The organism is Brevibacterium sp. BRM-1 (assembly GCF_026802075.1).
Classification (GTDB): Bacteria; Actinomycetota; Actinomycetes; order Actinomycetales; family Brevibacteriaceae; genus Brevibacterium; species Brevibacterium rongguiense.
On sequence record NZ_CP113788.1, the window covers coordinates 3133708 to 3148255 of the forward strand.

Genomic DNA, 14548 nt, shown 5'->3' on the forward strand with positions numbered 1-14548 from the left:
ATCCCAGGCGTGTCGCAGGAGCGGCCGCAGCGGCGTCCTCGGGCACAATGAACCGGGTGGAAACGGCTCCCCTCACCCCCGCCCGGCACCCGCTCGTGATCGCCGCGGGCTCGGCTGCCCGCTTCCTGGCCGTGCTGGGCGGGACGGCCCTCGCACTGGCCGCCGCGGCGTGGCTCGCCGCAGCCGCCGCGATGCTGCCCCTAGCGACGATCGTGACCTGGGCGGTCGCGGGCATCGCCGCCGCCTTCGGCCTGACCGTGGGGGTCGCCGGGATGGCGCTGTCGCTGCCGCCCACCCTCGCCTGCCTGTTCGTCTGGTGGCTGCTCTACCGCGCGGGGCTGCGCATGCGCCGCGAATTCGCCGCCGAGGATGCCGCGGGGGAGCCCTCGGCCGCCGCGCTGCGCGCGCAGCTGGGCGCCGGCGCGTGCCTGGCCGCCGTCGCGCTGGCGCTCGCGGGCGCGGCCGTCCTCTTCGACCCGCTCGTCACCGGCACTGTGCTGGGCTGGGTGCGCGCCTGCCTGCTCACCGTCACGGCGGTGGGCTGCGGCCTGGGAGCGCCGTGGGCGCGCCTGGTCGCGCTGTGCGAGCGCCGCTGGGGCGCCCCCGGCGGGGAGGCCGTGCGGGCGGGTGCCCGCCTGGCCCGGCGCACGGCGCTGGGCCTCATCGTCGCGGCCCACCTGCTGCTCGCCGCCGGCATGGTGGCGGGCTGGGGCGATGCCATGGCGGTGCTGCGCACCTACAGCTCCGCCCCGGCCGCCGCGGTGGGCCTGGGCCTGCTCCAGCTGCTCTACGCGCCGACGATCTGGGCGGGGGCGCTGTCGTGGGCGAGCGGATCGGGCATCGACCTGTCCGCCGCCGCCCACGCCTCCGTGCTCGCCGGCTCGGACCTGCCCCGTCCGCTCGTGCCGGTGCTCGCGCTGCCGCCCGCGGCGCCGCCGACGTGGGCCCCGGCACTCGTCCTCGTCCCCGTCCTCGTCGCGTGCGCGTGCACGGTGCTGCGCCCACGGTGGCTGTCCGAGGCGACGTGGCCGGCGCTCGGCGCCGCCGCGCTCGTCTTCGCGGCGGGCCTGGCGTGCGCCGCGCCGTTCCTCCAGGGCGGCGTGGGCCCCGGCGGCCTGACCGTCTTCGGCGTGCGCGCCTGGCCGTGCGCGGGCATCCTCACGGGCCTCGTCTGCGCGGGCCTGGCGCTCGGGCGCAGCATGGGCGCGCTGCGCGATCGCTACGACGCCTCAGCGCCCGCCGGCGCCGGCCCGGCAGCCGGTGCGGCCGAGGATGCCGGGGCGGACGAGCGCTAGGTGCACGTCGCTCGGTGCTCGCTGGGCGGCCCCTCGAAGGCCCGCGGCCCAAGGGGCGGGGCCACCGCAGCCCGCGGAGCGGCGGAACCCGGCGCGAGCCGTACTCGAACTCGGCAGCCGGGTCCGGTCGCGGGCGTCAGCCGGGGTAGGGCTGGCCGGTCAGGCGCTCGAACCAGGACTTCACGTCCGCCTCGTAGCTGACCGAGCAGTCGATGCCGGCGCGCTGGGTCAGCGCGGCGCGGCTGCACTCCTCGTACTGCGACTGGACCGGCCACAGGATGGCCGTGCCCGCGGTGCCCAGCAGCAGGTAGCCGCAGGCGAGCAGGCCCAGGACGCCCATGAGGAGCCAGCGGCCCCCGCGCCCCGCGCGGGCGCCGGCGACCATGTAGCGGATGCCGAAGACCACGGCCGCCACGGCGAAGGCGGCGGCGGCCAGCTTGAGCGGCAGGGGCAGCAGGGACACGAGCATCGCCGCTGCGATGAGCAGGAAGAACACACTGCCCGCCCGGTTGCGCCGGGCCGCGGCGGCGGCCGCCGCAGCCTCGTCGGAGTGCGAGCCGGAAGGGGGAGCGGGAGCAGTCACCGGATCAGTCTGGCATAGAATGTCCGCGTGCGTTGCGTGCTCCTAGCCTCCGGCTCCGGAACCCTCACCCAGGCCGTCCTCGATGCCTGCGCGGGGTCGCCCGGCGCCCCCGGCGTCGAGATCGCCGCGGTGGGCTCCGACCGCCCCGAGGCGCCCGTCCTGGCCCGCGCGAAGGCCGCAGGAGTGCCGGCGTTCACCGTCCGGCCGGGCGATTACGCGGACCGCGCCGCGTGGGACGCGGCCCTCGCGCAGGCCGTCGCCGCCTTCGCCCCGGACTGGGTCGTCTCCGCGGGCTTCATGCGCGTCCTCGGCCCCGCGTTCACCGACCGCTTCCCGGAGCGGATCATCAACACCCACCCCGCACTGCTGCCCTCGTTCCCCGGCGCCCACGCGGTGCGCGATGCGCTCGCCCACGGCGTCAAGGTCACGGGCACCACGATCCACCTCATCGACGCCGGGGTGGACACGGGGCCCATCATCGCCCAGTTCCCCGTCCGGATCGCCCCCGGTGAGGACGAGGACTCGCTGCACGAGCGCATCCGCGCGGTCGAGCGCCGCGAGCTCGTGGCCCTGCTGCGGTTCCTGGGCACCGGGAGCCTGTCCGCCAGCGGGCGCATCGTCACCGGATACGACCCCGCCGCCGCGCCCGCGAACCCGTCCGACCCGACCAACCCCAAGGAGAACCCGTGACTGGCGAACGCCCCATCCGCCGCGCCCTCATCAGCGTCTACGACAAGACCGGCCTGCCGGAGCTCGCCAGCGGGCTCGCAGCCGCCGGGGTTGAGATCGTCTCGACCGGCTCCACGGCGAAGGCGATCGCAGCCGCGGGCGCGCAGGTCACGCCCGTCGAGGACGTCACCGGCTTCCCGGAGGTGCTCGACGGCCGGGTCAAGACCCTCCACCCCGCGGTCCACGCCGGCATCCTCGCCGATACGCGCCGCCCCGAGCACGTGAACGCGCTTCGCGAACTGGGCATCGCGGGCTTCGACCTCGTGGTCGTCAACCTCTACCCGTTCTCCGCCACGGTGACCAGCGGCGCGGACTTCGATGAGTGCGTCGAGCAGATCGACATCGGCGGCCCGGCAATGGTGCGCGCCGCGGCGAAGAACCACCCGAGCGTCGCCGTCGTCGTCGACCCCGCGGGCTACCCGGCGATCGTCGCCGCCGCGCAGGGCGCGGGCACCGACCTGGAGCAGCGCCGCGGGCTCGCCGCGGCCGCCTTCGCCCACACCGCGGCCTACGACTGCGCGGTCGCCGACTGGTTCGCCGGGCAGCTCGCCCAGGACGGCGCCCCGGACTTCTTCGGGCTGAGCGCCGCGAAGTCCGCGGACCTGCGCTACGGCGAGAACCCGCACCAGGCCGCGGCGGTCTACGCGAGCGGGGAGGGCGGCGTGGCCGGCGCCGCGCAGCTGGGCGGCAAGGAGATGTCGTACAACAACTACCAGGACATCGACGCGGCCGTGCGCGCTGCGTTCGACTTCGCCGAGCCCGCCGTGGCGATCATCAAGCACGCGAACCCGTGCGGCATTGCGGTGGGCGAGACGATCGCGCAGGCCCATCGGCGCGCCCACGAGTGCGACCCCGTCTCCGCCTACGGCGGCGTCATCGCGGCCAACCGCGCCGTCGACATGGCGCTCGCCGAATCGATCCGCCCGATCTTCACCGAGGTGCTGGCCGCGCCGGCGTTCGAACCGGACGCGCTGGCGCTGCTGCGCGAGAAGAAGAAGAACCTGCGCCTGCTGGAGCTCGGGGACTGGCACGCGCCCGTCCGCGAGTACCGCCAGATCTCCGGGGGCGTCCTCGTCCAGGACCGCGACCGCTTCCAGGCCGCCGGCGACAATCCCGTGCAGTGGTCGCTGGCGGCCGGTGAGGCCGCCGATGAGCAGACCCTCGCCGACCTCGCGTTCGCGTGGCGTGCCTGCCGCGCCGTGAAGTCCAACGCCATCCTGCTCGCCGCCCAGGGCGCCTCCGTGGGCGTGGGCATGGGCCAGGTCAACCGCGTCGACTCCGCCCACCTCGCCGTGGAGCGGGCCGGCGAGGAGCGGGCGCGCGGCGCCGTGGCCGCCTCGGATGCCTTCTTCCCCTTCGCCGACGGCCTCGAGGTCCTCGCCGCGGCCGGCGTCCGGGCCGTCGTCCAGCCGGGCGGCTCCATCCGCGATGAGGAGGTCATCGAGGCCGCCGAGGCGGCGGGCCTGACGATGTACCTCACGGGGACGCGTCATTTCTTCCACTGAGCACTCCGCGGTCTCCGCCCCCGCCGCCCCCGCCGACCCCGCCGCGCCGGCGGGGGCGGCGGGCTCGGCCGCCGGGCCGCCCGAGCGCGCGCGGCTGCCGCGCAGCGGGGGCCGCGGCTGGGTCTCGAAGCGCTGGATCTACTGGAAGCGGCGCTACGCCAATCCCACCCCGGGCGACTGGCTGCTCCTCGGGATCCTCGTGTGGGTCATCGCCGCCGCCTGCGTGGCGCCGTTCGCCTTCCGCCGGGCCGGTGTGCTGCTGGCCCTGTGCCCCGCGGGCCTTGCAGTGCTGCGCCTGGTGCCCGGCCCGCTGGGCCGGCTGTGGGCGAACCGCTCGCGCTGGGCCGACGCGCTGACGATGGGCGCCGCCGCCATTGCCCTGGGCCTGCTGGCCCTCCTCGTGCCGAGCATCTGAGGCGCGCTGCCCGTCAGGCCGGCTGCATCTGAGGCTCGACGCACCAGAGGCGCGCTGCCCAGCTGAGCGTCGGCTGTGCGCCGGCTGTACCGAGGGTCCGAAGCGACGGGCGACCGGACACCGGGGTTTACACCGGAGCGCGGGCATGGAAACGTGCACACCGAGGTCGCCAGCCGGCGGCCATGAAGTTCAACGAGAGGAGAGCATCATGGGACTCGGAGATTTCGCTGACAAGGCCAAGGACTCGATCGGCGAGGACCAGGCCAACGGCGCAGCCGACAAGGCCGGTGACTTCGCCAACGAGAAGACCGGCAACCAGCACGAGGACCAGGTCCAGCAGGGCACGGATGCCCTCAAGGACAAGTTCGGCGGCGGCGACAACTGATCGCCTGAGCTGCGGAGGCGCCCCGCGCGGCGCCTCCGGGCCGACTGGTCGAAGGGCCGCCCTCCCCGCGGGGAGGGCGGCCCTTCTGCGTGCCCGGCCGGACACCGCCGACCGGGCCGCCTCCGGCGGGGCGGGTCCGCACCGGAGCGCGAGCCGGCGCCCACCGGCGCGACCATGGCCCCCGGTGCGGCGCGCGGCCGGCCGGTCTCAGAGTTTCTCGACGGGTGCGTAGCGCATGAGGAGGCGCTTGGTGCCCGCCGAGCCGAAGTCCACGACCGCGACGGTCTTGTCCCCGGCACCGGTCACCTCGGCCACGGTGCCCAGGCCGAAGGACTCGTGGGAGACCTTGTCACCGGGCTCGACGTGGACCATCTCCCGGTTGGGGCGGATGCGGTTGGGGAAGCCCGCGGTGCCCTTCGTGCTGGGCTTGCGCGCGGCGCTGGGCGTCCAGCCGTCGCCCGCGTCCGCGGCGAAGCCGCCCGGGGTCAGCGGCGCGTTCAGGCTGCCGGTGCTGCGCCAGTCGATGAGCTGGGCCGGGATCTCGCCGAGGAACCGGCTGGGCGGGTTGTACTGCGGCTGGCCCCACATGCTGCGGGTCTCCGCGCGGGACAGGTAGAGCCGCTGGCGGGCGCGGGTGAGGCCCACGTAGGCGAGCCGGCGCTCCTCGGCGAGCTCCGTGCGGTTGTCGAACGAGCGCTGGTGGGGAAACGTGCCGTCCTCGAGCCCGGTGAGGAAGACGACCGGGAACTCCAGGCCCTTCGCCGTGTGCAGCGTCATGAGCGTCACCTCGCCCACCTCGGCGTCGGGGATCTGGTCCGCGTCGGCGGACAGCGAGACCCGCTCGAGGAACGCGTCGAGCCCGGCCTCAGGGTCCGCGGCGTGGAAGTCCTCGGCGACGGCGACGAGCTCGGCGAGGTTGTCCACGCGCGACTCGTCCTGCGGGTCCGTGCTCGCGCGCAGCTCATCGAGGTAGCCCGACTGCTCGAGGATCGCCTCGAGCACGCGCGAGGGCGGGGCGCCCTCCGCGCTCGTGCGCAGATCGTCCATGAGCGCCGCGAACTTCGCCAGCGGCCCGAGCGCGCGGCTCGTGAGCCCCGGGATCTCCTCCGCGCGGGCGAGGGCGGCGGAGAAGCTGATCCGCTCGCGTTCGGCGAAGGCGGCGACGAAGGCCACCGTGCGGTCGCCGATCGAGCGCTTGGGCACGTTGATGATGCGGCGCAGGTTGACGTCGTCGGCCGGGTTCGCGATGACGCGCGCGTAGGCGAGGGCGTCCTTGACCTCCCGGCGCTCGTAGAACCGGGTGCCGCCCACGACCTTGTACGGCAGCCCGGCGCGCACGAACGCGTCCTCCACCGCGCGCGACTGCGCGTTCGTGCGGTAGAACACCGCGAAGTCGGCATACCCGTAGTCGCCCGTGTCCATGAGCTCGTCGATCGTGTCGACGATGAACTGGGCCTCCGCCTGCTCGGACTCCGCGACCCAGCCCACCACCTGCTCGCCGGACCCGGAGTCCGTCCACAGGCGCTTGTCCTTGCGGTCGTCGTTGTGGGCGATGACGGCGTTGGCCGCGGAGAGGATGTTCTGGGTGGACCGATAGTTCTGCTCGAGGAGGACCGTGCGCGCCTGCGGGAAGTCCTCCTCGAACTCCTCGATGTTGCGCACGGTGGCACCGCGGAACGCGTAGATCGACTGGTCCGCATCGCCGACCACCGTGAGCTCCGCGGTGGGCTCCGGCAGGTCCGCGCCGGCGAGGGCGCGGATGAGCTGGTACTGCGCGGGGTTCGTGTCCTGGTACTCGTCGACGAGGATGTGGCGGAACCGGGCGCGGTAGTTCGCCGCGATGTCCGGGAACGCGCCGAGCAGGTGGACGGTCTCCATGATGAGGTCGTCGAAGTCGAACGCATTGGCCAGGCGCAGCCGCTGGGAGTAGCGCCGGTAGACCTCCGCGAGCGCGCGCTCGGCGGGGTTGGACTCGTTGGCCCGCCCCGCGTAGTCCTCGGCCGTGAGGAGGTCGTTCTTGAGCGCGGAGATCCGGTGCTGGAGGGACTTGGGGGTGAACTTCTTCGGGTCGATGTCCGCCTCGCGCACGCACTGGGTGACGAGGCGCAGGGAGTCCGCGGCGTCGTAGATCGTGAAGTTCGACTTCATGCCGAGCGTCTGGGCCTCGCGGCGCAGGATGCGCACGCAGGCGGAGTGGAACGTGGAGATCCACATCCCGCGGGCGGCGGAGCCCACGAGCGCGCCGATCCGCTCGACCATCTCGCGGGCGGCCTTGTTCGTGAAGGTGATGGCCAGCACCTGGCCCGGATGGGCGCGGCCCGTGGCCAGCGCGTAGGCGATCCGCCGGGTCAGCACGCTCGTCTTGCCGGAGCCCGCGCCGGCGACGATGAGGAGCGGCGCGCCCGTGTGGGTCACCGCCTCGACCTGCTGCGGGTTGAGCCCGGCCAGCAGCTCGTCGGCCCCTGCCGGGGCCGGGGCCGGGGACGCCGAGGCGCTGGCCGCTGGGGCGCCGGGCGCTGGGGTGCTGGGCGCTGGGGTGCTGGGCGCACCGGGGCGCGCGGCGGCGGCCGCAGCGGGCCCGGCGTTGAGGAATTCGAAGGGAGATGTCATCGCGACCATCTTTCCACAGGGGGCTGACGCGGACGCGCCGCGGCGGCGCGCGCTGCGGGAGGTGCGGGCTGCGGGCGAGCGGGGAAGGACCGCGGGATCCGACGCCCGCGGTGCCAGGAACGGCGGCACCGGACCGGCGGGGCCGTGATGCGGGGGCGGCAGGACCGTGGCCCTGGATCGGCGGGGCCGGGAGGGGCGGTTCGGGCGGGGGCGGTGCGGCGCAGACGGGTCCCGCCCCGGTGGGCATACCGGGGCCGGACGGGTGGAGCGACGGGCGGAACGGGGGAGAGGGGCGGGGCGGGGCCGGGGACTCCGTCCCGGCGGACTCGGAGTCCGAGAGCACCGGTGCGCTCAGGTACCGCGAACGCGGACCCGGGTGCCCAGACTCAAGCACTCAGATCCGAGTGCTCAGCCCGGATGCTCAGCCTCGAGCGCTCAGACCCAGAAGACGGCGACGATTACGGCGAGCACCGCGGCGCCGAACGTCAGGTGCGCGAACGGCGCGGAGGGGTTGCGCGCTCCCGGCTCACCGGACCCACCGGACCCACCGGGCTCCCCGGCCGCGGGGCCCGCACCGGGGGCGCCCGCGCCGACGGGCACCTCGGCGGCGGTGCGGGCGGCGAGCTTCTCCCGGCGATTGCCGAGGAACGCGAAGACCGCCACGAGCAGGCCGAGGGCCACCTTGACCGTGTACTTGATCCGCAGGTCTGACGTCATGGCGCCCTGTGCCTCGAGCAGGCCGAAGAGCGCGATGCCCGTGATGAGCTGCAGGTAGGCGCCGTGGAGCATCCCGGGGATGACCTTGGGGGCCTTGATGTTGGCGAAGTAGCCGCCCACGATGATCGCCATTCCGAGCAGGTGGAGGAAGACGAGGATGGTGCGAAGAATTTCCATGGCCCTCATTCTAGTGGCAAGATGAGACAGCACCCGCACTGTCGCCGGGCAGTCCGCCCTGGTGTAATGGCAGCACGCCGGCCTTTGGAGCCGTGCAGTCTAGGTTCGAGTCCTAGGGGCGGAGCACACGCGATCCCGAGCGTCGAGGAGACGTGAATGGCACACCGTCCGGCAGCAGTGATCGTCCTCGCAGCGGGGCAGGGCACGCGGATGAGATCCGCGACCCCCAAGGTCCTCCACTCCATCGCCGGCCGCTCCCTCCTCGGACACGCGATCGCCGCGGCGGCGGGCACCGGCCCCGAGCACCTCGTCGTCGTGCTGCGCCATGCCCGCGAGCAGGTCGCCGCCCACGTCGACGAGCTCAGCGGCGTCCTGGACTGCGGCGTCGCGATCGCGGACCAGGACGACGTGCCCGGCACGGGCCGCGCCGCCGAGTGCGCCTTCGCCTGCCTGCCCGAGGACCTGGCCGGCACCGTGCTCGTCACCTACGGCGACGTCCCCCTGCTCACGGCGGACACACTGGGCGAGCTCGCCGCCTTCCACGAGGACCGCGGCAACGCCGTCACCGTGCTCTCCGCGCGGGTGGCCGAGCCCACGGGCTACGGACGCATCGTGCGCGATGAGGCGGGCGAGCTCGAGCGCATCGTGGAGGAGAAGGACGCGAGCCCCGCCGAGCGCGCCATCGCGGAGATCAACTCCGGCATCTACGCCTTCGACGCCCGGGTGCTGCGCGAGAGCCTGGCTCGCGTGGGCACGGAGAACGCGCAGGGCGAGAAGTACCTCACCGACGTCATCGGCGTCGCCCGCGCCGCCGGCTCGCGCGTGGCCGCGCTGCCCACCGACGATGTGTGGCAGGTCGAGGGCGCCAACGACCGCGTCCAGCTCGCCGCCCTGGGCCGCGAGCTCAACCGGCGGATCGTCGAGGGCTGGATGCGCGCCGGGGTCACCGCGGTCGACCCCGCGACGACGTGGATCGACACGGACGTCACGCTCGGCCAGGACGTCACCCTGCTGCCGGGGGTCCAGCTGCACGGGGCCACCGACGTGGGCGAGGGCGCCACCGTGGGCCCGGACACCACCCTGCGCGACACCGAGGTGGGCCCGGGGGCCACCGTCGTGCGCACGCACGGCGAGCTCGCCGTCATCGGCGCCGGGGCCACCGTGGGCCCGTTCGCCTACCTGCGCCCCGGCACGGAGCTGGGCGCGGCGGGCAAGATCGGCACGTTCGTCGAGACGAAGAACGCCGTGATCGGCGAGGGCTCGAAGGTCCCCCACCTCACCTACGTGGGCGACGCCCGGATCGGGCGCCGCTCGAACATCGGCGCGAGCTCCGTGTTCGTCAACTACGACGGGGTGAACAAGCACCGCACCGAGGTGGGCGACGACGTCCGCACCGGTTCGGACACGATGTTCATCGCCCCGGTGACGGTGGGCGACGGCGCCTACTCCGGCGCCGGCACCGTCATCCGCAAGGATGTGCCGCCCGGGGCGCTCGCGCTCACCGAGGGCCGGCAGATCCTCATCGAGGACTGGGTGGTCGAGCACCGCCCCGGCACCGCCGCCGCGCGGGCCGCACAGGCAGCGGCCGGCCGGGCCGCCGAGGATTCGGCCCCCGGGGCCGGAGCCGCCGATACGCAGGATGAGCAGAAGGAGTCATAAGCGCGTGAACGCGATTACTACCGCAGGCGAGAAGAAGCTCGTCCTCGTCACCGGGCGCGCCAACCTGGAGCTGGCCGAACAGGTCGCCGAAAGCCTCGGCACCGATCTGCTGCCCACGGACGCCTACAACTTCGCCAACGGCGAGATCTACGTCCGGTTCTCCGAGTCCGTGCGCGGCTGCGACGTCTTCGTCATGCAGTCCCACTGCGCGCCCATCAACGAGTGGCTTATGGAGCAGCTCATCATGGTCGACGCGCTCAAGCGCGCCTCGGCCAAGCGGATCACCGTCATCGCGCCGTTCTTCCCCTACGCGCGCCAGGACAAGAAGCACCGCGGGCGCGAGCCCATCTCGGCCCGCCTCGTCGCGGACCTCTACCGCACCGCGGGGGCGGACCGGATCATCACGGTCGACCTGCACACCGCGCAGATCCAGGGGTTCTTCGACGGCCCCGTCGACCACCTCGTGGCGCTGCCGATCCTCGCCGACTACGTCAAGCGCAACTACCCGGGCAAGCTGGCCGTCGTGTCCCCGGACGCCGGGCGCATCAAGGTGGCGGAGAACTGGTCGGAGACCCTGGGCGGGGTGCCGCTGGCCTTCATCCACAAGACCCGCGACATCGACCGGCCCAACCAGACGAAGGCCAACCGCGTCGTGGGCGAGGTAGAGGGCCGCACCTGCGTGCTCGTCGACGACATGATCGACACCGGCGGCACGATCGTCCAGGCCGCCGAGGCGTGCATGGACGCCGGCGCCACGGGTGTTGTCATCGTCGCCACCCACGCCGTGTTCTCCGGCCCGGCCGTCGAGCGGCTGAAGAACTCCGTGGCCAGCGAGGTCATCGTGACGAACACGCTGCCGCTGCCCGAGGACAAGAAGTTCGACAAGCTCACGATCCTCTCGATTGCCCCGCTGCTGGCCCGCGCCGTGCACGAGGTGTTCGAGGACGGGTCCGTGACCAGCCTGTTCAACCTCTGAGCCCTCCCGCCGCCGCCCGGCTGCCGGGCACGGCGGCCCCGCCGCGGGCCCCGCACGACTGGCGTGCGGGGCCCGCGGCGCGCTAGCATGAGGCGTTGCCTCGGCGAGGGAGGCCGGCTGCCCGGCTCTCCGTGATCGACGCGGTTCTCCCGGCGCGCTCGTGCGTGCCTGCGAGTCGCGCGCGCCGCGGCGAAGCGCTCGTCCCGAGCGCCAGCAGAAGAGCAAAGGAGAACCCATGGCCGACAACATCGAGCTCAAGGCGAAGAACCGCGACGAGTTCGGCAAGGGCGCCGCCCGCCGCGTCCGCCGCGAATCCCGCATCCCCGCCGTCCTCTATGGCCACGGCGAGGCGCCCGCGCACCTCACCCTCGAGGGCCACGCCACCATGATGGCGCTGAAGAACCCCAACGCCCTCCTCGAGATCGTCAACGAGGACACCGGCGACAAGCAGCTCGCCATCGCCCGCGATGTGCAGCGCGAGCCGATCCGCCGGTTCATCGAGCACGTGGACCTCATCATCGTCAAGCGCGGCCAGAAGATCGAGGTCGACATCCCCGTCGTCGTCGAGGGCGAGGCCGCCCCGGGCACCCTCGTGTCCGTGGACAACCAGACGCTCACCGTCGAGGCCGACCCGACGCAGATCCCCGAGTCCTTCGAGATCTCCGTCGAGGGCCGCGAGGTGGGCGAGCACGTCTACGCGAGCGAGGTCGCGCTGCCCAGCGGCGTCACCCTCGTCTCCGATCCGGAGCTGCTCGTCGTCAACGTCTCCGCCGAGCTCTCCGAGGAGCAGCTCGAGGCCGAGCTCGAGACCGACGCCGTCGAAGAGGGCGCCGAGGCCGAGTCCGACGAGGCCGCGGCCGAGGGCGAGGAGGGCTCGGAGGGCGACTCCGAGGCCTCCGAGGGCGACTCCGAGCAGGAGTGAGCCCCTGCGGGGCACTCGCCCCGCAGCCCGCGGCGCAGCCCGCGCAGCACGCAGGCCCCGGACGCCGTCCGGGGCCTGCGCCCGTATGCGACCACGATCGAGGAGGACCCCATGGCCGAGACCTGGCTCATCGCGGGCCTGGGCAATCCGGGCCGGCAGTACGAGGGCACGCGCCACAGCATCGGCCAGCTCGTCATCGACGAGCTCGTCCATCGGGCCGGCGGCCGTCTCACGAGCACGAAGGCCCGCGCCGTCGCCGCCGTCGAGCGCGTGGGCGCCCGCGGCGGCGTGCCCGGGCCGCGGGCGGTGCTGGTCAAGCCGCTCACGTACATGAACGTCTCCGGGCCGCCGATCGCACAGCTCGCGAAGTTCTACTCCGTGCCGCCCGAGCGCGTTGTGGCCATCCACGACGACGTCGACCTGCCCTTCGAGGCGATCCGCCTCAAGCTGGGCGGGGGAGAAGGCGGCCACAACGGGCTGCGCTCCCTCACCCAGGCACTCGGCACGAAGGACTACCTGCGCCTGCGCGCGGGGGTGGGGCGCCCGCCCGGGCGCATGGACACCGCGGACTTCGTGCTCCAGCGCTTCAGCGCCGGCGAGCAGCAGACCCTGCCGATCTTCGTGGGCGAGCTCGCCGATGCGCTCGAGGAGCTCCTGGCCGACGGGCTCGAGGCAACCCAGCAGCGCTGGCACTCCCGCTGAGCCCGCCGCGCCGCCGGCGCTCCAGTGCCGCCCGCGTCCCCGCCGCGAGCGGTTGCGCGGAACCCGGCCCGCGCCTCGGGCGCCCGAGGCGCGGGCGGGCAGGGCTCAGAGGATCTGGCGCGCGTTGGCCCGGGCGAGGTCGACGAGCTCGTCGCCCTTGCCGGACATCACCGTGCGGATGGCGTAGAGGGCGAAGCCCTTCGCCTGCTCGGCCGTGACGGCCGGCGGCATCGACATCTCCTGGCGCTCCGTGACGACGTCGAGCACGGCGGGGCCGTCGTGGGCGAGGAAGCGCTCGACCGCGGCCGGTAGGTCCTTGGACTTCTCCACGCGGATGCCCAGCAGCCCGGTGGACTCCGCGACGTGGGCGAAGTTCGGATTGGCGAGGTCCGTGCCGTACGTGACGAAGCCGGCCGCCTTCATCTCCAGCTCGACGAAGTTGAGCGAGGAGTTGTTGTAGACGACGACCTTGAGCGGCGCGCCGTTCTGCACGAGCGAGACGAGGTCGCCCATGAGCATCGTGAGGCCACCGTCGCCGGCCATCGCGATGACCTGCCGGCCCGGATACGCCTTCTGGGCGCCGAGGCCCTGCGGCAGCGCGTTGGCCATCGAGCCGTGCACGAACGAGCCGATGAGCCGCCGGCGCCCATTCATCGTGAGATAGCGGGCGGCCCACACCACCGGGGAGCCGACGTCGGGGATGAACACCGCGTCGTCGCTGGCCGCCTCGTCGAGCAGGCGGGTGAGGTACTGCGGGTGGATGGCCCGCGAACCGCGGCTGGGCGTGGCGAGCTCGTCGAGCTTCGAGCGCGTCTTTCGGTAGTGCTTGAGCATCGCGTCGAGGTGCTTGCTGTTCGTCTTCTGCGCTGTGCGGGCCTGCAGCGCGGCCGCCGTGGACTTCACATCGCCCACGAGCGCGACGTCCACCGGCGTGCGCCGGCCGATGTTCTCACCCCGGATGTCGACCTGGATGACCTTCGCGTGCTTGGGGTAGAACTGCTGGTAGGGCAGGTCGGTGCCGAGCATGAGGAGGACATCGCAGTCCTGCATCGCGTGGTAGCCGGAGGAGAAGCCGAGCAGTCCGGTCATGCCCACGTCGTAGGGGTTGTCGTACTCGACGAACTCCTTGCCGCGCAGGGCGTGGACGACCGGCGCCTGCAGGTGCCCGGCGAGCGCGACGAGCTCGTCGTGGGCGCCCTCGCAGCCGGCGCCCGCGAGGATCGTGACCTTCGCCGAGGCGTCGAGGACGCCGGCGGCCCGGTCGAGCTCGCTCGGCACCGGGGTGGTGGTCGAGTGGGTGGGCCGGATGCTCAGGGGCTCCTTCGCCTGGCTCTCCTGGAGGGCGATGTCGCCGGGGATGACGAGGACGGCGGGGCCCTGGCGCTCGATCGCCTCGCGCATCGCGATGCTGAGCAGGCGCGGCATCTGCTCGGCCACCTGGACCTGCTCGGCGAAGACGGAGCAGTCGCGGAACAGCTCCATGGGATTGGTCTCCTGGAAGTACTGGCTGCCGATCTCGCTCGAGGGGATGTGCGCGGCGATCGCGAGGACCGGCACGCGGGAGCGGTGGGCGTCGTAGAGGCCGTTGATGAAGTGGAGGTTGCCCGGGCCGCACGAGCCCGCGCAGACCGCGAGCTCGTTGGTCAGCGCGGCATCGGCGGAGGCGGCGAACGCCGCGGACTCCTCGTGGCGGACGTGGACCCACTCGATCGTGCCGTCGAGGCGCAGCGCGTCGGTGAAGCCGTTGAGCGAATCGCCGGGCAGGCCGTATACGCGCTTCACCCCCGATGCGCGCAGGGTTGCGACGATGTCTTCTGCGATGGTGGCCATGGGCCGCGCTCCTCAGGTCGGGTTCGGGGATGTCGCACCGCGG

At 73.4% G+C, this 14548-nt stretch carries 13 protein-coding genes and 1 tRNA gene; 10 read left to right on the forward strand and 4 right to left on the reverse strand.

The genetic code is table 11. The features are described 5' to 3' along the window. Positions 1–56: 56 nt before the first annotated feature. Positions 57–1295, forward strand: coding sequence for a cell division protein PerM (locus BRM1_RS13760; protein WP_160953445.1), 1239 nt, complete (start codon positions 57–59; stop codon positions 1293–1295). A gap of 136 nt (positions 1296–1431) precedes the next feature. On the opposite strand, the gene BRM1_RS13765 is transcribed toward BRM1_RS13760, so the two are convergent. Next, positions 1432–1878: a hypothetical protein gene (locus tag BRM1_RS13765; RefSeq protein ID WP_160953444.1), complete on the reverse strand. Its 447-nt coding sequence runs from the start codon at positions 1876–1878 to the stop codon at positions 1432–1434. 27 nt (positions 1879–1905) lie between these two features. Here BRM1_RS13765 and purN point away from each other — a divergent pair, with 27 nt between their 5' ends. From purN to BRM1_RS13785, 4 genes are all read left to right on the forward strand, one after another. After that, the gene (gene purN / locus BRM1_RS13770) at positions 1906–2568 is read left to right on the forward strand and encodes a phosphoribosylglycinamide formyltransferase (protein WP_160953443.1); all 663 of its coding nucleotides are present in this window, start codon (positions 1906–1908) and stop codon (positions 2566–2568) included. Beyond that, positions 2565–4112, forward strand: a complete 1548-nt coding sequence (purH, locus tag BRM1_RS13775) for a bifunctional phosphoribosylaminoimidazolecarboxamide formyltransferase/IMP cyclohydrolase (protein WP_268526701.1) — start codon at positions 2565–2567, stop codon at positions 4110–4112. The genes purN and purH overlap by 4 nt, the downstream gene beginning before the upstream one ends. Positions 4113–4311: 199 nt before the next feature. Next, positions 4312–4527 carry a hypothetical protein gene (locus BRM1_RS13780; protein WP_160953442.1) on the forward strand — a complete coding sequence of 72 codons (216 nt, stop codon included), beginning with the start codon at positions 4312–4314 and terminating at the stop codon, positions 4525–4527. Between the two features lie 208 nt (positions 4528–4735). Next, the gene (locus tag BRM1_RS13785; protein ID WP_268526703.1) at positions 4736–4912 is read left to right on the forward strand and encodes an antitoxin; all 177 of its coding nucleotides are present in this window, start codon (positions 4736–4738) and stop codon (positions 4910–4912) included. A 207-nt stretch (positions 4913–5119) separates the two neighbouring features. On the opposite strand, the gene pcrA is transcribed toward BRM1_RS13785, so the two are convergent. Continuing rightward, positions 5120–7522 carry a DNA helicase PcrA gene (pcrA, locus tag BRM1_RS13790; protein ID WP_268526705.1) on the reverse strand — a complete coding sequence of 801 codons (2403 nt, stop codon included), beginning with the start codon at positions 7520–7522 and terminating at the stop codon, positions 5120–5122. A gap of 435 nt (positions 7523–7957) precedes the next feature. Beyond that, a complete protein-coding gene (locus tag BRM1_RS13795; protein WP_268526708.1) occupies positions 7958–8416 on the reverse strand; it encodes a hypothetical protein in 459 nt (152 codons plus the stop codon). Between the two features lie 52 nt (positions 8417–8468). Between BRM1_RS13795 and BRM1_RS13800 the strand changes: the two genes are divergently transcribed. The 5 genes from BRM1_RS13800 (at position 8469) to pth (ending at position 12675) form a co-directional block, all read left to right on the forward strand. Continuing rightward, positions 8469–8540 (forward strand) — tRNA-Gln (locus BRM1_RS13800). Between the two features lie 32 nt (positions 8541–8572). Next, complete coding sequence (gene glmU, locus BRM1_RS13805; RefSeq protein WP_268526710.1) at positions 8573–10075, forward strand: bifunctional UDP-N-acetylglucosamine diphosphorylase/glucosamine-1-phosphate N-acetyltransferase GlmU; 1503 nt, start codon at positions 8573–8575, stop codon at positions 10073–10075. Between the two features lie 4 nt (positions 10076–10079). Continuing rightward, a complete protein-coding gene (locus BRM1_RS13810) occupies positions 10080–11051 on the forward strand; it encodes a ribose-phosphate diphosphokinase (RefSeq protein ID WP_160953437.1) in 972 nt (323 codons plus the stop codon). 235 nt (positions 11052–11286) lie between these two features. Next, a complete protein-coding gene (locus BRM1_RS13815) occupies positions 11287–11973 on the forward strand; it encodes a 50S ribosomal protein L25/general stress protein Ctc (RefSeq protein ID WP_160953436.1) in 687 nt (228 codons plus the stop codon). A 111-nt stretch (positions 11974–12084) separates the two neighbouring features. Beyond that, positions 12085–12675 carry an aminoacyl-tRNA hydrolase gene (gene pth / locus BRM1_RS13820; protein WP_268526720.1) on the forward strand — a complete coding sequence of 197 codons (591 nt, stop codon included), beginning with the start codon at positions 12085–12087 and terminating at the stop codon, positions 12673–12675. A gap of 105 nt (positions 12676–12780) precedes the next feature. On the opposite strand, the gene poxB is transcribed toward pth, so the two are convergent. Next, positions 12781–14505, reverse strand: coding sequence for a ubiquinone-dependent pyruvate dehydrogenase (gene poxB / locus BRM1_RS13825; RefSeq protein WP_268526722.1), 1725 nt, complete (start codon positions 14503–14505; stop codon positions 12781–12783). Positions 14506–14548 lie beyond the last annotated feature (43 nt).